Origin of the sequence: Massilia aerilata (genome assembly GCF_042656905.1) — a bacterium.
Lineage (GTDB): Bacteria > Pseudomonadota > Gammaproteobacteria > Burkholderiales > Burkholderiaceae_D > Telluria > Telluria aerilata.
This window is the reverse complement of sequence record NZ_JBHSMZ010000004.1, coordinates 581,015-604,742: the sequence shown is the minus strand read 5'-3', so window position 1 is coordinate 604,742 and position 23,728 is coordinate 581,015. Positions and strand designations below refer to the sequence as shown.

23 protein-coding genes are annotated in these 23,728 nt (G+C 68.7%); 17 read left to right on the top strand and 6 right to left on the bottom strand.

Features of this window, described 5'->3' with window-relative positions; all coding sequences use genetic code 11:
• Window positions 1–11: 11 nt before the first annotated feature.
• Complete coding sequence (locus ACFPO9_RS07595; protein WP_379769064.1) at window positions 12–2,867, bottom strand: 2-oxoglutarate dehydrogenase E1 component; 2,856 nt, start codon at window positions 2,865–2,867, stop codon at window positions 12–14.
• A gap of 282 nt (window positions 2,868–3,149) precedes the next feature.
• On the opposite strand from ACFPO9_RS07595, the gene ACFPO9_RS07590 reads away from it, so the two are divergent.
• From ACFPO9_RS07590 to ACFPO9_RS07570, 5 genes are read left to right on the top strand one after another with little or no spacing between them, the layout of a single operon-like run.
• The gene (locus ACFPO9_RS07590; protein WP_379769062.1) at window positions 3,150–3,812 is read left to right on the top strand and encodes a PepSY-associated TM helix domain-containing protein; all 663 of its coding nucleotides are present in this window, start codon (window positions 3,150–3,152) and stop codon (window positions 3,810–3,812) included.
• Between the two features lie 20 nt (window positions 3,813–3,832).
• Window positions 3,833–4,345, top strand: coding sequence for a DUF2271 domain-containing protein (locus tag ACFPO9_RS07585; protein ID WP_379769060.1), 513 nt, complete (start codon window positions 3,833–3,835; stop codon window positions 4,343–4,345).
• 13 nt (window positions 4,346–4,358) lie between these two features.
• The gene (locus tag ACFPO9_RS07580; RefSeq protein WP_379769057.1) at window positions 4,359–5,189 is read left to right on the top strand and encodes a DUF4198 domain-containing protein; all 831 of its coding nucleotides are present in this window, start codon (window positions 4,359–4,361) and stop codon (window positions 5,187–5,189) included.
• A gap of 10 nt (window positions 5,190–5,199) precedes the next feature.
• On the top strand, window positions 5,200–6,237 hold the full coding sequence (locus ACFPO9_RS07575) for an FAD:protein FMN transferase (protein ID WP_379769054.1): 1,038 nt from the start codon (window positions 5,200–5,202) through the stop codon (window positions 6,235–6,237).
• Complete coding sequence (locus ACFPO9_RS07570) at window positions 6,234–7,577, top strand: sulfite reductase subunit alpha (protein WP_379769052.1); 1,344 nt, start codon at window positions 6,234–6,236, stop codon at window positions 7,575–7,577. The genes ACFPO9_RS07575 and ACFPO9_RS07570 overlap by 4 nt, the downstream gene beginning before the upstream one ends.
• A 98-nt stretch (window positions 7,578–7,675) precedes the next feature.
• Here ACFPO9_RS07570 and ACFPO9_RS07565 read toward each other — a convergent pair whose 3' ends face one another.
• The 3 genes from ACFPO9_RS07565 to ACFPO9_RS07555 form a co-directional block, all read right to left on the bottom strand.
• Window positions 7,676–9,886 (bottom strand): TonB-dependent receptor plug domain-containing protein, encoded by a 2,211-nt coding sequence (locus ACFPO9_RS07565; RefSeq protein ID WP_379769050.1) that lies wholly within the window; start codon window positions 9,884–9,886, stop codon window positions 7,676–7,678.
• A 105-nt stretch (window positions 9,887–9,991) separates the two neighbouring features.
• Window positions 9,992–10,729 (bottom strand): Lcl domain-containing protein, encoded by a 738-nt coding sequence (locus ACFPO9_RS07560; RefSeq protein ID WP_379769048.1) that lies wholly within the window; start codon window positions 10,727–10,729, stop codon window positions 9,992–9,994.
• A gap of 99 nt (window positions 10,730–10,828) precedes the next feature.
• Complete coding sequence (locus ACFPO9_RS07555) at window positions 10,829–12,247, bottom strand: carboxylesterase/lipase family protein (RefSeq protein WP_379769045.1); 1,419 nt, start codon at window positions 12,245–12,247, stop codon at window positions 10,829–10,831.
• 105 nt (window positions 12,248–12,352) lie between these two features.
• Here ACFPO9_RS07555 and ACFPO9_RS07550 point away from each other — a divergent pair, with 105 nt between their 5' ends.
• The 7 genes from ACFPO9_RS07550 to ACFPO9_RS07520 all read left to right on the top strand — a co-directional run bounded on the left by ACFPO9_RS07550 (window position 12,353) and on the right by ACFPO9_RS07520 (window position 17,052).
• Entirely contained in the window at window positions 12,353–13,993 is a 1,641-nt protein-coding gene (locus ACFPO9_RS07550; protein ID WP_379769043.1) for an ATP-binding protein, read from the top strand.
• Window positions 13,990–14,664 carry a response regulator gene (locus ACFPO9_RS07545; protein ID WP_379769040.1) on the top strand — a complete coding sequence of 225 codons (675 nt, stop codon included), beginning with the start codon at window positions 13,990–13,992 and terminating at the stop codon, window positions 14,662–14,664. The genes ACFPO9_RS07550 and ACFPO9_RS07545 overlap by 4 nt, the downstream gene beginning before the upstream one ends.
• Before the next feature lie 89 nt (window positions 14,665–14,753).
• Window positions 14,754–15,215 carry a hypothetical protein gene (locus ACFPO9_RS07540; RefSeq protein ID WP_379769038.1) on the top strand — a complete coding sequence of 154 codons (462 nt, stop codon included), beginning with the start codon at window positions 14,754–14,756 and terminating at the stop codon, window positions 15,213–15,215.
• Window positions 15,216–15,235: 20 nt separating this feature from the next.
• Window positions 15,236–15,634 carry a BlaI/MecI/CopY family transcriptional regulator gene (locus ACFPO9_RS07535; RefSeq protein WP_379769036.1) on the top strand — a complete coding sequence of 133 codons (399 nt, stop codon included), beginning with the start codon at window positions 15,236–15,238 and terminating at the stop codon, window positions 15,632–15,634.
• Window positions 15,631–15,816 (top strand): oxidoreductase-like domain-containing protein, encoded by a 186-nt coding sequence (locus ACFPO9_RS07530; RefSeq protein ID WP_379769034.1) that lies wholly within the window; start codon window positions 15,631–15,633, stop codon window positions 15,814–15,816. Before ACFPO9_RS07535 ends, ACFPO9_RS07530 begins: the two co-directional genes overlap by 4 nt.
• A 2-nt stretch (window positions 15,817–15,818) precedes the next feature.
• Window positions 15,819–16,511 (top strand): GNAT family N-acetyltransferase, encoded by a 693-nt coding sequence (locus tag ACFPO9_RS07525; protein ID WP_379769031.1) that lies wholly within the window; start codon window positions 15,819–15,821, stop codon window positions 16,509–16,511.
• Window positions 16,512–16,578: 67 nt separating this feature from the next.
• Window positions 16,579–17,052, top strand: a complete 474-nt coding sequence (locus tag ACFPO9_RS07520; RefSeq protein WP_379769029.1) for a DUF421 domain-containing protein — start codon at window positions 16,579–16,581, stop codon at window positions 17,050–17,052.
• Between the two features lie 19 nt (window positions 17,053–17,071).
• Here the strand turns inward: ACFPO9_RS07520 and ACFPO9_RS07515 are convergent, their stop codons facing one another.
• Window positions 17,072–18,055: a hypothetical protein gene (locus ACFPO9_RS07515; RefSeq protein WP_379769027.1), complete on the bottom strand. Its 984-nt coding sequence runs from the start codon at window positions 18,053–18,055 to the stop codon at window positions 17,072–17,074.
• Window positions 18,056–18,206: 151 nt separating this feature from the next.
• Between ACFPO9_RS07515 and ACFPO9_RS07510 the strand changes: the two genes are divergently transcribed.
• The gene (locus ACFPO9_RS07510; protein ID WP_379769025.1) at window positions 18,207–18,812 is read left to right on the top strand and encodes a CHRD domain-containing protein; all 606 of its coding nucleotides are present in this window, start codon (window positions 18,207–18,209) and stop codon (window positions 18,810–18,812) included.
• On the opposite strand, the gene gluQRS is transcribed toward ACFPO9_RS07510, so the two are convergent.
• Window positions 18,809–19,819 carry a tRNA glutamyl-Q(34) synthetase GluQRS gene (gluQRS, locus tag ACFPO9_RS07505; protein WP_379769022.1) on the bottom strand — a complete coding sequence of 337 codons (1,011 nt, stop codon included), beginning with the start codon at window positions 19,817–19,819 and terminating at the stop codon, window positions 18,809–18,811. The two genes, ACFPO9_RS07510 and gluQRS, sit on opposite strands and share 4 nt — an antisense overlap.
• A 134-nt stretch (window positions 19,820–19,953) precedes the next feature.
• Between gluQRS and pyp the strand changes: the two genes are divergently transcribed.
• Genes pyp through ACFPO9_RS07485 form a run of 4 tightly spaced genes read left to right on the top strand, consistent with a single transcriptional unit; the run spans window position 19,954 to window position 23,726 of the window.
• Window positions 19,954–20,343 carry a photoactive yellow protein gene (gene pyp, locus ACFPO9_RS07500; RefSeq protein WP_379769020.1) on the top strand — a complete coding sequence of 130 codons (390 nt, stop codon included), beginning with the start codon at window positions 19,954–19,956 and terminating at the stop codon, window positions 20,341–20,343.
• Between the two features lie 4 nt (window positions 20,344–20,347).
• Window positions 20,348–21,565, top strand: coding sequence for a 4-coumarate--CoA ligase (gene pcl, locus ACFPO9_RS07495; protein ID WP_379769018.1), 1,218 nt, complete (start codon window positions 20,348–20,350; stop codon window positions 21,563–21,565).
• Window positions 21,562–22,830, top strand: a complete 1,269-nt coding sequence (locus ACFPO9_RS07490; RefSeq protein WP_379769015.1) for an aromatic amino acid lyase — start codon at window positions 21,562–21,564, stop codon at window positions 22,828–22,830. Before pcl ends, ACFPO9_RS07490 begins: the two co-directional genes overlap by 4 nt.
• Window positions 22,827–23,726, top strand: coding sequence for a MerR family transcriptional regulator (locus tag ACFPO9_RS07485; RefSeq protein ID WP_379769012.1), 900 nt, complete (start codon window positions 22,827–22,829; stop codon window positions 23,724–23,726). Before ACFPO9_RS07490 ends, ACFPO9_RS07485 begins: the two co-directional genes overlap by 4 nt.
• Window positions 23,727–23,728 lie beyond the last annotated feature (2 nt).

Below are 23,728 nucleotides of genomic sequence, written 5' to 3'. Positions count from 1 at the left end.
GGGCTATGTCTTTACTTCGTAAGGATGAAGCCCTTGAGCTTCGAGAATGCGGTTTCCAGCAGTTCCTTCTGCTGCGCCACGTGCTTGTCGGCGTAACCGACGGCCGGCGACGCGGAAGCCGGACGGCCGGCGTACGACAGGCGCTGGCCCGATTCCATGCTTTCGAACAGGTTGTGCTGGATCTGGAACCACGGACCCTGGTTCTGCGGCTCGTCCTGCACCCATACCACTTCGGTCGCGTTCGGGAACTTCTTCAGTTCGGCGACGAAAGCCTTGTGCGGGAACGGATACAGCTGCTCGATACGCACGATCGCGGTGTCGTTCGCATTGCGGGTCTTGCGGGTGTTGACCAGGTCATAGTAGACCTTGCCCGAGCAGACCAGCACGCGCTTGACCTTGTTGGCGTCGATCTTGTCGTCCAGTTCCGGGATCACGGTCTGGAAGCCGCCCTTGGCCAGGTCGGTCAGCGGCGAGCCGGCGTCCTTGTTACGCAGCAGCGACTTCGGCGTGAAGATCACCAGCGGCTTGCGGAACTGGCGCACCATCTGGCGGCGCAGCAGGTGGAAGATCTGGGCGGCGGTGGTCGGCTGCACGACTTGCATGTTGTGGTCTGCGCACAGCTGCAGGAAGCGCTCGATACGCGCCGACGAGTGCTCCGGACCCTGGCCTTCGTAACCGTGCGGCAGCATCAGCACCAGGCCCGAGGCGCGGCCCCACTTGACTTCGCCGGAGGCGATGAACTGGTCGATGACGACCTGGGCGCCGTTGACGAAGTCGCCGAACTGGCCTTCCCAGATGGTCAGCGTGTTCGGTTCGGCGGTCGAGTAGCCGTATTCGAAGCCCAGCACCGCTTCTTCCGACAGCACGGAGTCGATGACGGTGAAGTTGGCCTGGTTGTCCGACACGTTCGCCAGCGGCAGGTAGATGCCCTGGTCCCAGCGCTCGCGGTTCTGGTCGTGCAGCACGGCGTGGCGGTGCACGAAGGTGCCGCGGCCGGCGTCCTGGCCCGACAGGCGGACGGCGTAGCCGGACGACAGCAGCGAGGCGTAGGCCAGGTGTTCGCCCATGCCCCAGTCGAGGTTCAGCTCGCCCTTGCCCATGTTCGAGCGGTCGTTCAGGACCTTCTCGACCAGCGAGTGCAGCTTGAAGTTTTCCGGCACGGTGGTGATGCGCTGCGCCAGGCGTTTCAGCTCGGTCAGCGGCACCGCGGTGTCGGCGGCGTCGGTCCACTTCTTGTTCAGGAACGGCGCCCAGTCGACGGCGTACTTGTTCTTGAAGTCGGTCAGGACCGGGTCGATGGTGTGCTTGCCGGCGTCCATGGCGTTGCGGTACTCGGCCACCATCTGGTCGCCGCCGTCGGCGGCGATGGTGCCCTGCGCAGCCAGCTTGTCCGCGTACATCTTGCGGGTGCCCGGGTGCTTGGCGATCTTCTTGTACATCAGCGGCTGGGTCAGGGCCGGGGTGTCCTGCTCGTTGTGGCCCAGCTTGCGGTAGCAGACGATGTCGACGACCACGTCTTTATGGAACTCGGTGCGGTAGTCCATCGCGATCTGGGTCGCCAGCACGACGGCTTCCGGATCGTCGGCGTTCACGTGCAGCACCGGCGCTTCGATCATCTTCACCACGTCGGTGCAATAGATGGTCGAACGGGCGTCGCGCGGATCCGAAGTGGTGAAACCGATCTGGTTGTTGATGACGATGTGGACCGTACCGCCGGTGCCGTAGCCGCGGGTCTGGGCCAGGTTCAGGGTTTCCATGACCACGCCCTGGCCGGCGAAGGCGGCGTCGCCGTGCACCAGGATCGGCAGGACTTCCTTGCCCTGGCGGTCGCCGCGGCGTTCCATGCGCGCCTTGACCGAACCCTCGACCACCGGGTTCACGATTTCCAGGTGCGACGGATTGAACGCCAGCGACAGGTGGACCGCGCCGCCCGGGGTCGAGATATCGCTCGAGAAGCCCTGGTGGTATTTGACGTCGCCGGCCGGCAGGTCGTCGGCGTGCTTGCCTTCGAATTCCTCGAACAGCTCGGACGGGGCCTTGCCCAGGGTGTTGACCAGGACGTTCAGGCGGCCGCGGTGGGCCATGCCGATCACGATTTCCTGGACGCCCTGCTCACCGGCGCGCTGGATCACTTCGTCCATCGAGGCGATGAAGGACTCGCCGCCTTCCAGCGAGAAGCGCTTGGCGCCGACGTACTTGGTGTGGAGGTAGCGTTCCAGGCCTTCGGCCGCGGTCAGGCGCTCGAGGATGTGCTTTTTCTTTTCTGCGGTGAAGGCCGGGGTCGAGCGGATCGATTCCAGCTTTTCCTGCAGCCAGCGCTTTTCGGTCGGGTCGCTGACGTACATGAACTCGGCGCCCACCGAACGGCAGTAGGTATCGCGCAACATGTTCAGCAGGTCGCGCAGCGATGCGGTCTCCTGGCCGAAGTAGGTGTTGCTGATGTTGAATTTGGTGTCGAGGTCGGCTTCGGTGAAACCGTAGAAGGCCGGATCCAGTTCCGGGATCGGCGGGCGCTCCTGGCGCTGCAGCGGGTCCAGGTTGGCCCAGCGCGAGCCGAGGTAGCGGTAAGCGGCGATCAGCTGGGTGACGGAGACGCGCTTGCGGCCCAGTTCAGCATCCGGCGAGGCGGTGACGGTACGGATCGGACCCTGCTTGGCGCGCTCGGCGAAGGAGGCGATGACCGAGGAGTGGTCCACGTCCGGCTTGGCGGTGCCATCGACGGCAGGCATGTGCTGCATTGCGTCGAAATAGGCGCGCCAGTTGTCCGGCACCGAACCCGGGTTGTTCAGGTAGGCTTCATACAACTCTTCCACGTACGGCGCATTACCGCCGAACAGGTACGAGTTGGCTTCGTATTGTTGCATCATTCTTGCTCACCTTTCTTCGCGCTTCGCGATTTTAGGGCGGGTTAATCTAACCTTCCGCGACACGGCCTGACCGGTTAGCGGATCGCACTACTACTCAAGTTGTGGGGGAAGGACTCTACAGCGGACAAAGCGTGCTAGCCATTTAGCGCAGCCAGCGTGGCCCGCGGTATTGTAACGCAAGGCGTCGAGCACGACAGGCGACGGAGTTGTTTTTATTTGTTACCGTGTAGCATCTAAACTGCTGAGTTGACCGGCTAAATGATAATCGTTATCATTTGCTGTATGCAGCCGACCAGTTCAACATCCTCGACCCCACAAGCCGCCCTGCCCGGAGCCCGCCGCGCCGTCTGGCTGCGTCAATTGCATCAATGGCACTGGATCAGCTCCGCGATCTGCCTGATGGCGATGCTGCTATTCAGTATCACCGGCTTCACGCTGAACCACGCCTCGCAGATCGAGGCCAGGCCGGCCGTGACGCGCCAGAAGGCCCAGCTGCCCGCCCCGCTGCGCGACCGGCTGGCCGCCTTCGCCGGGAGCCACGCCGACGCCAGGCTGGCCTTGCCGGACGAGCTGGCGCGCTGGGCAAACAAGACCTTCCCGGTCGACGTGCTCGGCGTCAGCGCCGAGTGGAGCGAGGACGACGCCTACGTGGCCCTGCCCCGCCCCGGCGGCGACGCCTGGCTGCGCATCGGCGTCGACGGCCAGGCCGAGTACGAGAAGACCGACCGCGGCTGGATCTCCTGGCTCAACGACATGCACAAGGGCCGCAACGCCGGCGCCGTGTGGAGCTGGTTCATCGACATCTTCGCCGGCGCCTGCCTGGTGTTCTGCATCACCGGTTTCCTGATCCTGAAATACCACGCCGCCAACCGGCCCTCGACCTGGCCGGTGATCGGCTTCGGGATCGTGCTGCCCATCGTGCTGGCCTTGCTGTTCGTCCATTAATCCACCCTGAAAGCTTGCTCATGAAACTGTCCCACTCGCTCGCGCTGGCGCTCCCGCTGGTCGCCAATGGCGCCCTGGCCGCCGACCTGACCGTCAAGTTCGAACTGCCGCAGCTGAACGTGGCCGAGTACCACAAGCCCTATGTCGCGATCTGGATCGAGCGCGCCGACCAGAGCGTGGCCTCGACCCTGGCTGTGCTGTACGACGTCAAGAAGAAGGACAATGCCGGCGCCAAGTGGGTCAAGGACCTGCGCACCTGGTGGAGAAAAGCCGGCCGCGACGTCGAGCTGCCGATGGATGGCGTGAGCGGCGCAACCCGTCCGGCAGGCGTGCAGACCCTGAACTTCGCCGGCGCCAGGGCGGGCCTCGACAAGCTGCCGGCCGGCGACTACAAGCTGGTCATCGAAGCGGCGCGCGAAGCCGGCGGCCGCGAACTGGTGCGGGTGCCCTTCACCTGGCCGGCCAAGGGCAAGCTGGCCGCGTCAAGCGCCGGCAAGGAAGAGCTGGGCGCGGTGTCGATTTCGGTCCAATAACAGGAGCTCCCCCATGCAAACCAGATTCATGAAGCAGTTCGCCATCGCCCTCGCCCTGGCCGGCATCGCCTGCGCCGCCCAGGCCCACCGTCCATGGATGCTCCCGACCAGCACCTTCATCGAGACCGAGCGCGAAGCCTGGGTCACGATCGACGGCGCCGTCTCCGAAGGCCTGTTCGACGTCGACCACATGCCGCTGCGCATGGACGGCCTGACCGTCACCGACCCGGACGGCCAGACCACGCTGGCGCCGGCCGCCACGGTCGGCAAGTTCCGCTCCAGCGTCGACCTCAAGTTGCCCAAGGACGGCACCTACCGCGTGACCCTGGCCGCGACCAATGTCATGGGCAGCTACAAGCTGAACGGCGAGATGAAGCGCTTCCGCGCCACCGAGCAGACAGCGGACAAGGAAATCCCGGCCGGCGCCAGCGAAGTCAAGCGCACCACCATGGTCCAGCGCCAGGACACCTTCGTCACCCTGAACAAGCCGAGTAGCGGCGCCCTCAAGCCGCTGAACACCGGCCTCGAACTGGTGCCGGTCACCCACCCGACCGAACTGCGCGCCGGCGAAAAAGCCACCTTCCGCTTCCAGCTGGACGGCAAGCCGCTGGCCAACTTCCCGTTCAGCCTGATCCCCGGCGGCGTCAAGTACCGCGGCACCATCAACGAAGTGCGCCTCACCACCGATGCCAGGGGAGAAGCGACGTTCACCCTGCCGGCGCCGAACATGTACTGGCTGAGCGCCGCGTATCCGGCCAACGCACCGAAAGGTCCCAGCGCCGACGGTCCGGCCGACGCCAGGCGCTACAGCTACTCGGCCACGCTCGAGATCCTGCCGGAGTAAATGCTTGACGATGCGCGCCGTCCTGGTTCCACTCGAGATCGACCCTGCCCCGCCCGTCCCCGGCTGCCGTTTGCACAGCCTGGGTGGCGCCTCGATGGGCACCGACTGGTCGGCCCGCATGATGCTGCCGCCCGAGTGGCAGGGCGAGCTGCAGCCGGCGCTGCAGCAGGAACTGGACGAGATCGTCGCGCAGATGAGCCACTGGGACGGCAGCTCCCTGCTGTCGCGCTACAACCGCGCACCGGCCGGCAGCTGGCACAAGCTGCCGCCGCAGTTCTACGAAGTGATGGACTACGCGCTGGCAGTACGCGAAGACACGGGAGGCGCCTACGACCCGGCCGCCGGCAGCCTGGTGAACCTGTGGGGTTTCGGACCGACCGGCCGCTACGACCAGGCCGGCTTTTATGCGCCGGCCCCCGAAGTGGTGGCCGCCGTGCTGGCCGAGCGCCAGGGCCGCCGTCCGCGGCTCGACCGCGCACAGCGCTGCCTCTACCAGCCGGGCGGCGCCATCCTCGACCTGTCCTCGGTCGCGAAAGGCTATGCGGTCGACTGCCTGGCGCGGCGCCTGGAAGCGCTGGGCGTGCGGCACTACCTGGTCGAAGTCGGCGGCGAGCTGCGCGGCGCCGGCGTCAAGCCCGATGGCCAGCCCTGGTGGGTGGAACTGGAAGGCGTGCCCGATGCGGCCGCTGGAATGGCAACCGAGCCGGTCCCGCAATCGGTGGTCGCTCTTCACGGACTGGCGGTGGCCACCTCGGGCGACTACCGCCGCTTTTACCAGCTTTCGATGACTCACCAGGCCCGCCAGCGAGCCTCGCACACGCTGGATCCGCGCACCGGCTATCCCGTCGCCAACAAGGTCGCCTCGGTGACGGTGCTGGCCCCGACCTGCATGGCCGCCGACGCCCTCTCCACGGCCTTGACCGTGATGGGCGTGGAAGCCGGCCTGCCCTTTGCCACCCGGCGCGGCATCGCGGCGCGGTATCTGCTGCGGTCGGACGACGGCCTGCGGGAAGTCGATACCCCCGCCTGGCGCGAGCTGCTGCAATGATGATGACGATCGAACCGCTGCGCTGGGGCAGCGCCCTGCTGCTGTCCGGCGCCTGGCTGGCGATGTGCGCGAACTACCTGCGTGCGGCGCGTTCGAAGTCGGGCGCTTCGAGCGCGCCGGCCGACTGGCTGGTCGTCTACGCAAGCCAGACCGGCAGCGCCGAATACCTGGCCCAACGCAGCGCCGGTTTGCTCGCCACCGGCGGCCTGGCGGCGCGCGCGGCCTGCATCTCCAGCCTCGACGACGCCAGCCTGCGCGGTGCGTCGCGCATCCTGTTCATTGCCAGCACCTATGGCGAAGGCGACGCACCCGACACGGCCGCGCGCTTCGCCGAGCGCCTGATGGCGGACGGCGCCGGCATGGCCCACCTCCACTACGCCGTGCTGGCGCTGGGCGACCGCAGCTACGCCAACTTCTGCGGCTTCGGCCGCGCGCTGGACGCCTGGCTCTCGAGGGCCGGCGCCACGCCGCTGTTCGAACGCATCGACGTCGACCGCGGCGATGCCGCGGCCCTCGAACATTGGCAGCACCATCTTGCCCGCCTGGCCGGCACGATTGACGCGCCCGACTGGGAAGCGCCGGCCTATGCCGACTGGCGTATCGCCGAGCGCGAGCTGCTGAATCCAGGCAGCGCGGGCAGCCCCCTGTACCGCCTGGCGCTGGCGCCGGTCGATACCGTACTGCCCGAATGGGAAGCCGGCGACCTGGCCCAGGTCAGCGCGCCCGCGGACCCGGCGCACCCGCGCGAATATTCGATCGCTTCGATCCCCTCCGACGGGCGGCTGGAACTGCTGGTGCGTTTGCAGCGGCACGAGGACGGCAGCCCCGGCGCGGCCTCCGGCTGGCTGTGCGAAGGCGCTGCTTCCGCCGATGCCGTGCGCCTGCGCATCCGCGCACACCAGCGCTTCCGCCTCGGCGACAACGCGCACCGGCCCCTGCTCTTGATCGGCAACGGCAGCGGCCTGGCCGGCCTGCGCGGCCTGCTGCGCGCGCGCGTCCAGCTGGGCGTGCGCGAGAACTGGCTGCTGTTCGGCGAACGCAACGCCGCCCACGACTTCCTGCTGCGCGCGGAGCTGGAAGGCTGGCAGGCGGCCGGCTGGCTGGAAAAGCTGGACCTGGCGTTTTCGCGCGACCAGGACCAGAGACGGTATGTGCAGGATGTGCTGCGGGCGCAGGCCGTGCTGGTGAGGCAGTGGGTGGAGCACGGCGCCGCGATTTATGTGTGCGGCAGTTTGCAGGGCATGGCGGGCGGGGTGCACGCGGTGCTGCAGGAGATTCTTGGCGGCGGGGTGGTGGAGCGGCTGGCTGCCGAGGGGCGTTACCGGCGCGATGTGTACTGAGTAGCCCCGCCCGTCATCAGCCTGCCACGATCGAACGCTGGCCTGGCTTCAATCTCTTGTGCACCTCCGGCTCCGGAGGCGCATGCATCCGCCGCCGATCAGAACTTCATCTCGATATTCGCCGCCACCCGCCGGTACTGCGGATTGAAGCTCGTCTCGCGCGAAGTGCCCGCGGCATCCCGGTAGATGCGGTCCGAGTTCATGTCCTGTCCCAGCAGGTTGTAGGCGGACACGCGCAGCTGGTAGCGCGGGTTGAATTTATAAAGCAGGTAGACGTCGAGGTCGCGCCGGGACTGCTGGAACTGGCTCTCCGCTTCCGACACCTTCACCCAGCCGCCATGCTGCCAGTTCATGCTGCCGCCCAGGGTGAGATCGCCCTTGCGGTAGTCGATGCCGGCGGTGGCCGACATCGGCGTCTGGCCGTCGAGGCGGTTGCCGGGACCGGGCACGGACGACACCCGCGACCAGTTGCGGCTGAAGCTGGCGCGCAGGTCGAAGGCGCCGAGCGCGGGCGACAGCGCCTTGCCGGGCGCCTTGGCTTCCAGCTGCAGCGTGCGCACCAGCGCGTCGCCGTCGTTCAGCGGGCGGTAGACCCAGCGCCCGTTCTCGTCGACGTCGAGGGTGGTGCGGATGTAGTCCGAGATCGCGCGGCGCGACACGCTGGCCGAGACCATCGCGCCGCTTTTCAGGAACTGCTCGAAAGTGACGTCGATGCCGTTCGCCAGTTCCGGACGCAGGTTCGGATTGCCGCCGGAGTCGGCGGCGAAGCGCGTGTTGACCGCGGTTTCATAGCGGCGCGCCGTCAGCTGGTCGACGGTGGGCGCCTTGTAGGTGCGGGTGTAGGCCAGCCGCAGCTGGCGGCCGCTGCCGTCGGGGAATTTGTACAGGGTCTGGGCCACGGGGCTGAGCACGTGATTGCGCGAGCTGGTCGAGAAGTGTCCCACCGGTCCGCTGTCGGCCTCGCTGTCGGTCTGCACGCCTTCCCAGCGCGCGCCCAGGTACACCGAGAACTGCTTGTCGACGCTCCACTCGTCCTGCAGGTAGCCGGCCAGGCGCGAGATCTTCGGCGCGAAAGTCTCGATCAGGCGGGTTGGCGCGTCCTGGTTCAACTGGTCGTGGCGGTCGCGGGTCTGCTCGCTTTCCTGCACGCTGCCTTCCAGCCCGGTCGACAGGTTATGGCCGTCGAACAGCGAGCGCGTGTACTTGCCGCGCAGGGTGGCGCGGTGGCCGCGGTTGACGCTGTCCCAGTCGCGCAGCAGGCGCTGGCCGCGGCCCGCGGTGAACATCTCGTTGAACTGCTCGTCGCCATTGCGGTTGCGGTCCCCCGACAGCTTCAGATCGAGCTTGCCGCCCGCGAGCTTGGCGATCCAGCCGATTTCGCCGGCGGCCATCGTCATGCTGTTCGGCGAGCGATAGGTGTAATCGACGTAGTCGGGGCTGGCGAAGCTGCCGACCAGGTTGGCGTTGTGCGTCGTGCCGTCCCAGCCGTTGCGGCTGGACTGCAGCATGCTCGATGCGCTCAATTCATCGCCGTTGTCGAACTTCCATGACAGGCGCGGGAACAGCATGGCGCCGCGGTAGCTGCCGCTGCCCTCGGACCGCGTCGTGCGCAGCTGCGTCACCTCGCCGGACGGCAGGGTCAGGCTTGCGCCGCCGGTCGACACGTTGCTGTTGTCGCCGCCGTACAGGAAGGCGCTCACAAAATAGGACAGCTTGCCGGCCTTGTCGCCCCAGGTGCCGCTCACGCTGTAGTTATGGTTCGTGGGCGCGTTGGCGTAGGCCAGGCGCAGGTCGCGCTGCGGCTTCGCTATCACCTTCTTCAGCACGATGTTGATGGTGCCGGCGATCGCCTGCATCGAGTATTCGGCGCTGGCGGCGCGGATGATCTCGATGCGCTCGATCTGGTCGGGCGTCAGCGTGTCCATGTTGAAGCCTGGCGGCGGGCGGTCGCCGTTGACGAGGATCTGCGTGTAGCCATTGCCCAGGCCGTTCATGCGCAGGGTCTTGCCGGCCACGATGACGCCCGGCGCGCGCTTGAGGACGTCGTAGACGTTGGTGTCGCCAAACTTGCGGATCTCGTCCGCGTTCATGACGGTCTTGCTGGCGGTGTCGTCGCGGCGCGGGTCGTAGCTGCCGGCCGCGCCCTTCACTTCGACGGTGGCGATGGCGTCTTTTTTCGCCGGCTTGGCGGAAACGGCTTCGGCCGGGGCGGCCGGGGCGGCCGGGGCGGTCTGCGCCAGCGCGGCGGCTGGCAGCGTCAACAGGGCGAGCTGGACGGCGGCTGCGATACGGTGCTGCTTGAGGATCATGACGGACTGCTTGCGGGGTTGCTGAACAGGCCGTCACCATACCAAATGCATGAGCACCGAAATTGCGTCAATTGTCACATTGCAATATTTTTTTGCCTGGCCCGCTCAGCGCACGCAGCTGACGTAGGCATTCGCCGTGTCCGCGCGTTCGACGACCGTGCCGTCGGACAGATTCACTGCCAGATGGCTGGCATTGTCTGTCGTGGTGCCCATTGCCGACGACCAGGTGTTCCCCAGCGTCCAGTTCTGGCCGTCGAGTGCGCCGCTGGCCTGCAGCGCCTTCAGCTCGTCCACGCTGGGCTGGCGCCATTTGTCTCGTCCGTCGATCGTGATGCTGCTGCAGTAGGCGCTGGCCTTGGTCCAGTTGTCCGCAAAGCTCACGCCCGACCAGGCCAGGAAATTGGCCGTGACCAGGTTCGCATTGCTGGCCGGCGGCACGCACTGGTTATTGACCAGGGTCGCGGGCGCCACGCAAGCAGGTACCGCCACGCACTGGCCGTTGACGCGCACCCCGCCGTTATCGCAGGGCACGGCGGTGACGGTCAGCGTGGTCGAAGCCGAGGTCGGCCCCCAGCCGCCGGTGCCGGCCTGGGCGGCGGTGATGGTGCTGACGCCCGGGCCCTTGATGGTGACCAGGCTGCCGACGATGGTCGCCACCGCTGCATTGCTGCTGGTGTAGGTGAAGGGCGCCGGGCTCTTGGACGTAGGGCCATCGATGTTGAAGGGCTTGTCCGTTTCGGTCTTCGTGATGGCGGCGAACGGACCCAGCGGCGGTCCCTGGTCGGGATCGCTGCACGCAGCAAGCAAACACATCATCAATAGCCAGGCACCGATCTGCTTCATGAAAGTCCTCGTCAACGTCATATTTAACATTTGCAACAATATCAAAAAGCGGCGCAAGAAAATGCGTACTTTCTCACGCGTGCGCAGGCAGGCAGGACCTCAATGGCGTGCGGCCTGTGCCGCGTCAATCTCCCTTCCCCAAGGATCTTTCACCGCAACTGGCTCGCCGGTGGCGGCGAAATCCATGATGGCGTCGCTGGCGCGCGCGTAACGCGACCAGGCCGGCAGGCCCTTGCCGTTCGGGTCGCCGCGCATGGCGAAGTTGACGAGGTAGCTGCTCATCGCCTTGCCCATCGCCCGGTCGCGCGCCGTGGTCTTGCCGGCGTACTTGATGGCGGCGGTGTCCATGAAGAAGGGGATGTCGCTGGCGTGCTGGGCGCCCTGCTCGTTCAGCGATTCGGCCACGTAGGAGAAGCGGTAGGCGTAGACCGGCACGCCCTGCCCGGAAAGCAGGCCCGCCATGCTGCGCGCGCCGGCGACCATGAAGCCGGTCTTGCCGCCGATGTCGGCGCCGGTGGCGCCGATCATCACCGGCACCCTGGCGAAGCGGCCCTCGGCAAAGGCGGCGTTCGGATCGAGCGCCAGCTTGCCGTCTACGAACGGACCAAGGTAGGTGGACGGATTGGCGGGTGCGCGGTTGGCCAGGTTCATGCCATCGACGACATCTTCCGCGGACAGCGCGCGCAATTTGGCCAGCGCCTGCGGATCGTCCGCCGCGATGCCTTTCTCGAGCCCGAAGTTGACGCCGACCTGCTCGGCGTAAGCGATCGGCGCCTTCGCCGCGCCGCCATCGCCGCCGGACAGGATCACCGCCTTCGCGAACAGGCCCTGCGCCATCGGTGAGGCCAGCAGGGTGACGACCGACATGCCGCCCGCGGACTCGCCGAAGATCGTGACCTGGGACGGATCGCCGCCGAAGGCCGCCACGTTGCGCTTGACCCACTGCAGGGCCGCGACCTGGTCCATGAAGCCGTAGTTGCCGGCCGGGCCGTCGGCGCCTTCGCGGCGCAGGCCGGGATGGGCGAAGAAGCCGAAGCGCCCGAGACGGTAATTGAAGCTGACCACCACCACGCCCTGTTTCGCCAGATGCGCGCCCGTATAGGTCGGCGGCGAGCTGCCACCGTTGACGAAGCCGCCGCCGTAGATCCAGACGATGACCGGCAGCTTGCCGCCCGCTTTCGCGCCGATCGGCTTCCAGACGTTGGCGTACAGGCAGTCTTCCGCCGGCGGCGTGCCGAGCGGCGCGGCATCGCTGGCGAAGGGCAGCTGCATGCAATCGTGGCCGTATTCGGTGGCCTGGCGGATGCCGCTCCAGGAAGCGGCCGGCTGCGGCGCGCGCCAGCGCAGTGCGCCCACCGGCGGCGCGGCGAAGGGAATGCCCTTCCAGCTTGCCACCCCATCCTCGACTGCACCCGCCAGCTTGCCGGTGTCGATGGCGGCGACCGGCGCGGCTTTGGTGGCGGCGTGGGCCGGCGCGACGAGCGCGAGGGCGGCGGCGATGAGGATGCTGCGCGGCATGGGCGGATCTCCGATGGATGAACCCGGCTGATGCTAATCATGGCTTGTTGGACCGTCAATCGAAACTTGCCCTAGAATGGCTCGCCGCTCACTTTTTATACCGCCTTGAAAATCTCCATCGGTCACCGCCTGTTCATCTCGGTCCTGCTCGCGATCCTCGCGGTGGCGGCGGGCGCCGTCTATCTGCTGCGCCAGAACGTGCTGGCCGGTTTTGGCGACTATGCCGTCGGGATCGAGCTGGACCGCCTGGAAGAACTGTCGGTATCGCTGGCGCGCCAGTACCGCGGACACGGCGGCTGGGGCTTCCTGCCCGAGGGCGACGGCCGGCGGCGCTGGATCGCGCGCGAGCTGGAACGCCTGCAGCGCGAGCGCGAGGACGAAGCCCTGCCCGTGTCCGCAACCCCGCCTGCGCCTTCGGCGGCAGCCGTCAAGGCGTTGTCGCGCGCCGCCGCGGTGCCGGTTCCCGACCTGCCGCCCGCCCCGGCCACGAATACGCAGCTTACGCAGGCGGCCCCGGTGGCGCCCGCGCCGCCGGCCGCGCCGGTCCAGCCGCCGGCCCCGCCCCAGCCGCCCGCGCCGGCGCTGCCGCCGCTGCCCGAGCGGCGCGTCGATGCCCGCGCCGGCATCGGCAATGCTCCCGAAGCCGGCGCCGATGCCTCCCTGCCCCAGCGCATCACCCTGCTGGATCCGGCGGGCCGTTACCTGGCCGGGCGCAGGCCGGACGCGATCCCGCTGGCGCGCCGGCCGATCGAGGTAAATGGCCGCACCGTCGGCTACCTCGGCGTGGCGCGCAGCCCGCGGCCGAGCGACGCCATGGCGCTGGCCTTCCTCGAGCAGCTGCGCGCCAGCCTGTGGTGGATCCTGGCCTTTGCGGTGGCCTTCTCGGCGCTGGCCGCGACCCTGCTGGCGCGCCACTTCCGCCGGCCGATCCAGGCGCTGGCGGGCGGCGCCGGCATGCTGGCCGAGGGCCGCTTCGACGTGCGCCTGCCCGCCTCGCGCAGCGACGAACTGGGTGAGCTGGCGCGCCACTTCAACACCCTGGCCCAGCGCCTCGGCAGCGCGGAGAGCGCGCGCCGCCAGTGGGTGGCCGACACCTCGCACGAGCTGCGCACCCCGCTGGCCGTGCTGCGCGCCCAGCTCGAGGCGATCCAGGATGGCGTGCGCAGCGCCGGCCCGGACACGGTCGACGCCATGCTGCGCCAGGTGCTGGCCCTGAACAAGCTGATCGACGAGCTGTACGCGCTGGCGCGGGCCGACGTCGGCGCCCTCGACGTCAAGCCGGAACGCCTCGACCTGTGGCAGCTGGCCAGCAAGCAGGCCCGCGCCTTCGAAGCGCGCCTGCAGGCGGCGGGCCTCCAGCTCGACATCGGCCCCGCCCCGCCGCGTTCGACGGTCATGGCCGATCCGGACCGCATGCGCCAGGTGCTCGACAACCTGCTCGAGAACAGCCTGCGTTATACCTCGGCCGGCGGCCGGGTTGTTCTCGGTGCGGCGCTGGAAGGCGCTGCGCTGCATCTGCACCTGGACGACAGCGCGCCCGGCGTGCCGGACGACGCGCTCGAGCGCCTGGCGCAGCGTTTCTACCGCGTCGACACCTCGCGCAGCCGCGCGCATGGCGGCGCCGGCCTGGGGCTCGCCCTGTGCCGCCGCCTGCTCGAGGCGCAAGGCGCGTCGTTGAACTTCGCGCATTCGCCGCTCGGCGGCCTGCGCGCCACCATTTCGATCCCGTCAAGCGAACGCGCATGAGCACCGAGATCTTCATCGTCGAGGATGAACCCGAACTGGCCGCGCTGGTGGCCGACTATGCCCGCGCCGCCGGCTACCACGCCACCGTGTTCGGCGACGGCGCCCTGGCCCTGGACGCGATCCGGCGCCAGCCGCCGGCGCTGGTGGTGCTGGACCTGATGCTGCCCGGGCTGGACGGTTTGTCGGTATGCCGCGCAGCCCGCCAGTTTTCGCAAGTGCCGGTCGTGATGGTGACCGCCCGCGTCGAGGAGATCGACCGCCTGCTCGGCCTCGAAGCCGGGGCCGACGACTACCTGTGCAAGCCCTTCAGCCCGCGCGAGCTGATGGCGCGCATCAAGGCGATTCTGCGGCGCGCGGGACAGGGGTCCATGCCCGCCGCGCCGCGCATCGAGGTCGACGCCGCCGCGCGCCGGGTGCGCATCCACGGCCGTCCGCTGGAGCTGACGCCGACCGAATACGGCATCCTCGCGGCACTGGCGCGCCGGCCCGGCCAGGTGTTTTCGCGCGCCCAGCTGCTCGACGCCGCGCGCGAGGGCAACGCCAACCTCGAGGTGGCGGACCGCGCCATCGACAGCCACGTGAAGAACCTGCGGCGCAAGCTGGATGCGGTGCTGCCGGGCGTGGAGGCCATCCATTCGATCTACGGCCTGGGCTACAGATTCGACCTGTGATGCGCGATTTGTGACTGGCGCGCACAAATCTTCATTTTTTCTCCACATTCGGGCGACATCATGTGTCCATCCAACCCGAGGAGAACACGATGAAAACCAGCGCCGCCATCCTGATGTTTGCCCTGCTGTCGAGCGCCGCCGGCGCCAGCCTGGCCGACGTCCACGTCTACGTCGACTGCAGCGACAAGGACGCCAGGTGCCCGCCGCCGCCCAAGCCGCCGAAGCCGCCGCGTCCACCCGCACCGCCGGCCCCGCCCGCGCCGCCGGCACCGCCCGCACCCGACGGCGCGACGGCTTACTCGGCGGCCGAAGCCCCGATGCCCGCCATGCCCGCCATGCCTGCCATGCCGGACATCCCGGCGCCGCCGGCCCCGCCGCCGCCGCCGAAAGTGCCACCGGTGCCGGACAGCGCCCACGCCGACTGCGCCGCCAGGAAGCCGGGCACGCGCATGATGTTCACCCTGCGTCCGGGCGAAACCATGAGCGGCGTCTGCCGGAAACAGGGCGGCAAAATGGTGTTCGCGCTGCGCGAGTACCAGCTGACGGAGTGACATTCCAGGCGGGAGACGGTATGCTGCAACGCATGCCGCATCCCGCTTCTCCCCCCAAACCGACCCCGTCCGAACTGGAGCTGCTGCGCGTCCTGTGGCAGCTCGGCGCCGCCACCGCCAGGCAGGTGCACGAGGCGGTGGCAGGCGACCGTCCCGACCTGACGGCGGCCACCGTGCTGCGCCTGCTGCAGCTGATGCATGCCAAGGGCCTGCTGCTGCGCGACGAGTCCCAGCGCGCCCACGTCTACGCGCCGGCCCAGCCGCAGGACGCCCTGCAAACGAGCCTGGTCAGCGAACTGATTACCAAGGCTTTTTCCGGCTCCGGCAAGGCGCTGGTGCTGGCCGCCCTGCGCGGCCACGTCAGCAAGAAGGAGCGCGAGGAGATCCAGGCCATCCTGAATGACAGGAAAGACCCGTGAGCGAGCCGATCGCGCCCGCGGACCCCGATCCGCGTCCGCTGCCGCCCAGGGAACCGGAACTCGAGGACTGCTGCGGCACCGGCTGCGTGATGTGCGTGTTCGACGCCTACCAGATCGCGCGGGAGAACTACGAAACGGCGCTGGCCGCCTGGCTGGCGCGCCATCCCGGGGAAGAGGCTTGAGCATGGCCCCCCTGCTCGACAACATCTTCTGGAACACGCTGAACGGCACGCACGCGCACCTGGCGACCGGCACGGATGCCGCACGGCGCTACGCCCCCGGCTTCTCGCCCATCGTCGGCTTTCCCGACCCGCAGCGGCCCGACTTCGCGGCCCTGCTGCCCTTCTGCGAACCCGGCGAGCGCTTTTACTGCGACGCCTGGTCCGGCCCCGCGCCGGCCGGCTGGCGCATCGAAGCCGAATCGACCATGGTCCGGATGATCTGGGATGGCCTCATGCCCGAACGCGACGAAGCGCCCGACGCGATCCAGCTCGACGCAAGCCATGCCGGGCAGGCCCTGGCGCTGGCCCTGCTGACCAGGCCCGGACCCTTCGGGCCGCGCACCATCGAACTGGGCGAATACTTCGGCTATTTCGAGGGCGACCGGCTGGTCGCGATGGCCGGCGAGCGCATGGCCGCACCCGGGCTGCACGAGATCAGCGGCGTCTGCACGCATCCGGACCACCAGGGCCGCGGCTACGCGCGCCGCCTGATGCTGAAGCTGATCCGGCGCCAGCTGCTGCGCGGCGAGACGCCCTTCCTGCACGTGATGCGGGCGAACGAGGCGGCGCATGGACTTTATTTGCGCATGGGCTTCCGGGATTATTGCGAGACGGTGGTGCGGGTGGTGACGCCTGACGCCCGCTACGTTCCCTAGCGAACAATCAAACCCGCCCGCTGTCACTACAATCCTCTCATCCGTAAGCACTCCACGAGAGGCCATCATGTTCGATATGGATCTTCCCTGGTGGGAATTCATGGCCCGCGGCGCGATGATCTATCTTGCGCTGCTGGTCATGGTGCGCCTGTCGGGCCGGCGTACGATCAGCCAGCTGACGCCGTTCGACTTATTGGTCGTCATGCTGCTCTCGGAATCGGTATCGAACGGCCTATCCGGCGGCGACAATTCCGTCAGCGGCGGCCTGATCATCGCGGGGACGCTGATCGTGCTGAACGGCGGCATCGGCTTGCTGTCGGCGCGCAGCCGCAAGGTGGAAGCGATGGTCGAGGGCGAACCCGTGCTGATCGGACGCGACGGCGTCTTCTTCGACAAGGTCGTCCGCCGCAACCGCATCGGCCAGATCGACCTCGAGCAGGCCTTGCGCGAATCCGGCTGCGCGCGCCACGAAATGCAGTGCGCCTTCCTCGAAGCCGATGGCGGCATCACGATCATGAAGCGGCCCAGGGCGGGCGACTGAGCGAAGCCGCCAGGACGCGCTAGAAGGCGACGCCGGCGCCGAGCATGAACACGTCCGAATCGCGCTCGTAGCTGGTGATCACCCGGCTCCAGGTGAGCTGGGCGCGCAGGCTGTCGCTGATCCGGTAGCGCATGCCGATCGAGGCGATCGGCGCGACGTGGTTTTCGCGTTCGGCCTTGGGATCCTTGCGGTCGAGCTGGTCGCGCATGGCGTAGGCGCCGAAGCCCATTTCCAGCACGGTGCGTTCGGTGAAGGGGCGCAGCAGCCAGACCTGGCCGCTGACGCCCTTGCGCTCGGCCGCATCGACCTTCCCTTCGCTCATCAGGATCACGCTCCACTCGACGTTCGGATTCACCGTGCGGCGGTATTCGAGACCGTAGGAGGCCGCGGTCTCGGAGGCCAGGCTGTTCACGATCGAGCGGCCGGCCAGCAGCATGAGCAGCTTGTCGCCCCGCTCCGCGTTCTGCAGGCGGATCCCGCGCGGCAGATTGCGCAGCTCGTAGCCGGCGCCGAACAGCAGCATGGTGGTGTCGTGGCTGGTGATGCCGTGGGTGTGCGACAGGCGTGTCTCGAGGTAGGCGCTCGAGGCCAGGTGGTACTTGAGGCTCACGCTCATCAGCTGGCCCCAGCCGTGGTCGTTGCGGTAGTCGGCCAGGGTGCCGTTGCCGGTGTTGGTGTCGAAGTAATAGTAGGGGCCGAAACCGGCCGCGACCGACCAGCCGCGCGTGGGGAAGGCCGTGTGGAGCCAGAGCTGGGACCCGAGGCCGTCGCGGTGGTGCTGCCTTGGGTGGCCTTCGTTCAGGTAGTCGGCGCTGACCGAGACGTATTTGTTGATGTGGTGGGTATAGCCGAGCGCCACGGCGAACGAAGTGTCGTCCTTGTCCTGGTCGAGCCGCATGCCGCCCGCCAGCAGGGACGCATCCTGGGCCTGGGCCAGACATGATACGAAAACGAGCGGCAGGGCTAGAAATTTGTATCGTGTATTTACTGAATCACGGGTCATTTGGATATTATGCCAATCTTTCCAAAAGTTAGTCGCTCATAGGCACTATCTCAGCCGTACGGTGCGAGTCCGGCCTGGCTGCCGGTGCTAAGTTTTTGTCAGCACCCAGGACGGGTGCGTTGCAGAGACTCTGTTCAACAGGAGGTATTCCATGAAACAAGTTCTGTCCGTTCTAGCACTGGCAGCGGCGGCGGGCCTGGCCAGCCCGGCCTTCGCCCAGACCTACCGGGCCATCGCCAGCGGCCCGGCCGAAAGCCCGCCCAACGGCTCGCCGGGTTCCGGCATGGCGGCGATCGAGCTCAGGTTCGATCCCGGCACCAGCAACATGACGGTCGACATGCCCTTCACCGACCTGGTGGGCACCTCGCTTGAAGCCCACATCCACTGCTGCACCACCGACGCCTTCACCGGCACCTCGGGCGTCGCGATCCCCTTCGCCGACTTCCCGACCGGCGTGAAGTCCGGCACCTTCTCGGCGACCCTGCCGCTGTACGAGGAAGCCACCTATGACCCGGCCTTCCTGGCGGCCAACGGCGGCACGGTGAAGGGCGCGGCCTCGGCCTTCGTGAGCGGCCTCAATGCCAACGAGGCCTACGTCAACATCCATACCAGTGCTTATCCGGAAGGCGAGATCCGCGGCTTCATCGTGGCCGCGCCGATCCCGGAACCGTCCGAGTGGGCGATGCTGGCGGGCGGCCTGGGCGCGCTGTGGTGGGTAGGCCGGCGGCGGCGCTGGGAGGCCAGCTGGCAGCGCTAGTCCGGGAGCCTTAGCTGGGCGCCGCGTTCGGCGAGCAGGCTGGCCCAGGCCGGGACCGCCTCCTGCCAGAACGCGGCCAGCGAGCGGATGGACGGGGCCGGCGAGGCCAGCCGCAGTCCCAGGAAACCAGCCGCCTGTTGCAGGGCCGCGACGGCGGCCTCTTCATCGCGTCCTTGCGGACCGGGCGAGATGGCCAGCGCCCCGGTCTGCTTGGACAGCTTTTCGCCGTTGGCGTTGCGCACCACCGGCACGTGCAGGTAGCGCGGCGTCGGCACGCCGAGCAGGCGCTGCAGGTAGATCTGGCGCGGGGTCGAATCGAGCAGGTCGGCGCCGCGCACGACGTCGGTGACGCCCTGCTCCGCATCGTCGACGACCACCGCCAGCTGGTAGGCCCAGTAGCCGTCCGCCCGCTTGAGCACGAAATCGCCCGATTCCAGCGCCAGCCGCTGTTCCTGCCAACCCGCGAAACGGTCGGTGAAGCCGACCGCGTCGTCGCCCGATTCCGGCACCCGCAGGCGCAGGCTGCGCGCCTCGCGTCCCGGCGCCAGGCCATGGCGGCAGGTGCCCGGATAGATGGCCGCGCCGTCCGGCCCCACGCCCAGGCGCGAATCGGCGATCTCCCGGCGGTTGCAGCCGCATCCGTAGACCCAGTCGGCGATGCGCTCGCGCGCGGCCTGGTAAAGGTCCTTGCGCCGGCTCTGCCAGACGATCTCGCCGTCCGAATGCATGCCCAGCCAGTCCAGCTGCTCGAGGATGGTGCCGGCGGCGCCCGGCACGGCGCGGCCCTCGTCGATGTCTTCGATGCGGATCAGCCAGGCGCCGCCGTTGGCGCGCGCGTCCAGGTAGCTGGCCAGGGCCGCCACCAGCGAGCCGGCGTGCAGCGGGCCGGTCGGGGATGGGGCGAAGCGGCCGACATAGGAGGCGGCCGGGGTCGGTATGGGGGCGGAAAAGCTGCTCACTGCGCGCTGCGGAAACTCGGTTGATGGGGGAAGGCGCCACCTTAGCATACCGCGTCTCCCAAGGGCGACAGTCGAAACTTTGTCCAGGACAAATAAGCATTGTTTCCAAAAAGTAATATACAATCGCGCTTTGTCCTAGACAAAACTATGGTTCAATTGCATACAAAGATAAAAGGAGCACCATGCTGTCTACCCTCAACGTAATCGCCTTCGGCAAGGACGACATCGACAACAAGCTGTCACAGCTGTCGGGCAAGCAGATCGACGAACTGGCTTTCGGCGCCATCCAGCTCGATGGCCAGGGCAAGGTCCTGCGCTACAATCAGGCCGAAGCCGACATCACCGGCCGCCACGCCGGCGCCGTGATCGGCACCAACTTCTTCCGCGACGTCGCGCCCTGCACCAACACCGCGCGCTTCAAGGGCGTGTTCGACGCCGGCGTGCGCGCGAGTAACCTGAACACGATGTTCGAGTACGTGTTCGACTACAAAATGACCCCGACAAAAGTAAAAATCCACATGAAGAAGGCCATCAGCGACGGCACCTACTGGATTTTCGTGAAGCGCCTGTAAGCCCATGCAAGCACCGAGCGCACTTCTTGCCCCGTGGTGGGCCGACCGCAGCGCCCTGCTGCGCTTCGTCGCCGATCTGGTGGCGGGCGAGCTGGCGGCGCTGCGCCACGACCCGCTGCTGCTGCCGGACGGCTGGAAGCCCTCGCTGTCGCTGCAACAGGACCTGGGCGTCGATTCGCTCGAGCTGCTGCAGCTGGCGGGCGCGCTGGCCGAGGCCCTGCAGCTGCAGCACAGCGGCGTCGAAGACTACCTGCTGGCGCGCCGCACCCTCGGCGACTGGCTCGACATCGCCACCGCGGGCCTGCAGCACCGCGATGCCGAACTGACTTTCCGCACTTCCGGCAGCACCGGCGAACCGAAACGCTGCGCGCACGCCCTCGCCACGCTGGAGCAGGAAGCGGCCAGCCTGGCCACGCTGTTCAGCGGGCGCCGGCGCCTGCTGCTGGCGGTGCCGGCGCATCACATCTACGGTTTCCTGTTCGGCGTGCTGCTGCCGCGCCATCTCGGACTCGAAGCGGACCAGGTGCTGAGCGTGCGCGCGCGCCTGCCGTCGCAGCTGGCCCGCCACCTGCTGCCCGGCGACCTGGCGATCGGCCATCCGCAGTTCTGGCAGGCGGCGCTGGGCGCGGACCAGGACTTCCCCAATGACGTGACCGGCGTCAGTTCGACTGCGCCCTGCCCCGATGCGGTGGCCGAACGCGCCGAAGCCGCGGGCCTGGCGCTGGTCCAGGTGTATGGCGCTTCCGAGACCGGCGGCCTGGGTTGGCGCGCCTCGCACCGCGATCCTTACCGCCTGCTGCCGCACATCGAACGGGCCGGCGATGCGCTGCTGCGCCGCGGCCCCGATGGCGAAGCACAGGCCCTGCACCCGCAGGACAGCCTGGCCTGGTGCGGCGACGACCGGTTTACGCTCGGTCCGCGCCGCGACAGCGCGGTGCAGGTGGGCGGCGTCAACGTCTTCCCGGAGCGCGTGCGCCAGGTCCTGCTCGAGCACCCGCTGGTCGAGGACGCCGCCGTGCGCCTGATGCGCCCCGACGAAGGCCAGCGCCTGAAAGCCTTCATCGTGCCGCGCGCCGGCGCCGGCGAAGGCTTTATCCAGGAACTGCGCGCCTGGACCGACGCCAGACTGGCCGCGCCGGAGCGCCCGAAGGCGATCACGCTGGGCGAACGCATCCCGCGCGGCATGCTGGGCAAGCCCGCCGACTGGAGCATCGCCCCATGATCATGCAGATCGACCTCCCGGCCGGCGGCCTGCCCGCCGTGGTGTTTGGCGCCGGCCCGGTCACCGTGGACGAAATCGAGGCCCTGGCCGCGGGCCGCGCCCGGCCGGTACTGTCCGGCGACCCGGCCTTTGCCGACCGCATCGAGGCCGGCGCCGCGCGGCTCAAGCGCCTGGCCGGCGATGGCGATGCGCCGCAGCGGCTCTTCAGCTGGCACGGCGCCGGCCTGGACACGCCTTTCACGCCGGAGCAGACCCGCGCGATCCTCGCGGTGCGCCTGGCTTCGCTGTGCCAGGGCGGGTCCGGCGCCGGCATGGACGCGCTGCGGCGGCTGGCCGCCCTGCTCGAGGACGACGCGCCGCCGGCGCTGGCCGCCGAGGACCAGGCACTGATCGACCGCGACGCCGCCATGACCGGCCTGGCCTGCCTGGCGGCGGTGCGCGCGCGAAGCCTGTGCAGGCTGGCCGGCCGCATCGCGGCGCTGGCCGCCGTCGCCCTGGACGCCAACGCCGCCCACTTCGACCAGGCCCTGTTCGCGGCCCGGCCCTACCCCGGCACGCTGCGCGCGGCCGGCTGGATCCGCGACGACCTCGGCCAGGCGACGGGCGCCGTGCGGCCGCACGACCTGGCGCCGCTGCGCTGCGCGCCGCAGGTGATCGGGGTCCTGGCGGACGCCCTGCCCTGGATGATCGGCCACATCGAACTGGAACTGAACAGCGCCGGCGGCGATCCGCTTTTCCAGGACCACGCCGGCCACCTGAGGTTCGCGATGGAAGGCATGAAGAATGCGGTGACCAAGCTCGCCGACCTGTTCGAACAGCAGATGGCGCTGGTGGCCGACGCTTGCGCCGGCAAGGGCCTGCCGCCCGGCCTGCGCAGCGCGGCCGGCGGCCACGGCCTGAAGGCGCTGCAGGCCAGCGTTTCTGCCTGGACCGCGGAGGCGCTCAGGCTGACGCCGGACGCGGTGGTCCACAAGGCCGGCACCGGCATGATCGCGGCGCGCGATTGCCTGCGCGCGGTCGAACTGACGGAACAGGTGGCGGCGGCGCTGCTGGTGGCGGTGCGCCAGGCCTGCGCCCTGCGCCACCCGGACGGCCTGCCGCGCCGGCTCGGGGCCGGCCTGCTCGACTGCATGGCGCGCATCGCCGAACTGGTGCCCTTGGCCGGCGCCGAGCGGCGCCTCGACCAGGACCTGCGGCGCCTGCTGGCCGTGATCCGCTACGATGGCGCGGCCCTGCTCTGCCGCGCTAGAATGGCTGTTCCATGAACGCCACCATCACATCGCCCACTTTCAGCATCGCCGCCGTCGAGCGCGAGACGCGCCTGTCCAAGGACGTGCTGCGGGTCTGGGAACGCCGCTACGGCTTCCCGCAGCCGGTGCGCGACGCGAACGGCGAACGCTGCTACCCGGGCGAGCAGGTCGAACGCCTGCGCCTGATGAAGCGCTTGATGGACCAGGGCCACCGGCCCGGCGCGCTGGCCGCGCTGGAGCATGGCGAACTGGCCGCGCTGGCGGCGCCGCAGCGCGCCGCGGACGACGAGGGCCAGAACGGCGCCATCGCCCGCCTGCTGGAAACGATCCGCGCGCGCGACCCGGCCGTGTTCCGCCACGCGCTGCGCCAGTCGCTGGCGCGCCAGGGCCTGGAGCGCTTCGTCGAGCACACCATGGCGCCGCTGACCACGGCCGTCGGCGCGTGCTGGGAAGACGGCAGCTTCGACGTCTTCGACGAACATTTCTATACCGAGTCGGCCCAGCAGCAGCTGCGCCAGGCGATCGCCGACCTGCCCGCCGCGCGCCAGGGCCCGCGCATCCTGATGACCACCGTCCCCGGCGAAGGGCACGGCCTCGGCCTCCTGATGGCCGAGGCCCTGTTCTCGCTCGAAGGCGCCAACTGCATCTCGCTCGGCCTCGAAACGCCGCTGCTCGACATCGCGCGCGCGGCAAGCGCGTACGGCGCCGGCATCGTGGCCCTGTCCTTCTCGGCAGCTTATTCGCGGCGCCAGGTGGGGCCCGTGCTGGCCCAGCTGCGCCAGGCCTTGCCGCCGGAGGTCGAGCTGTGGGCCGGCGGCGCCGGCGTGGCGCGCCTCGAGGGCGTGGCCGGCGTGCGCCTGCTGCCGACGCTGGACGCCGGCCGCCAGGCCCTGGCCGCCGTCAGGACCTGAAC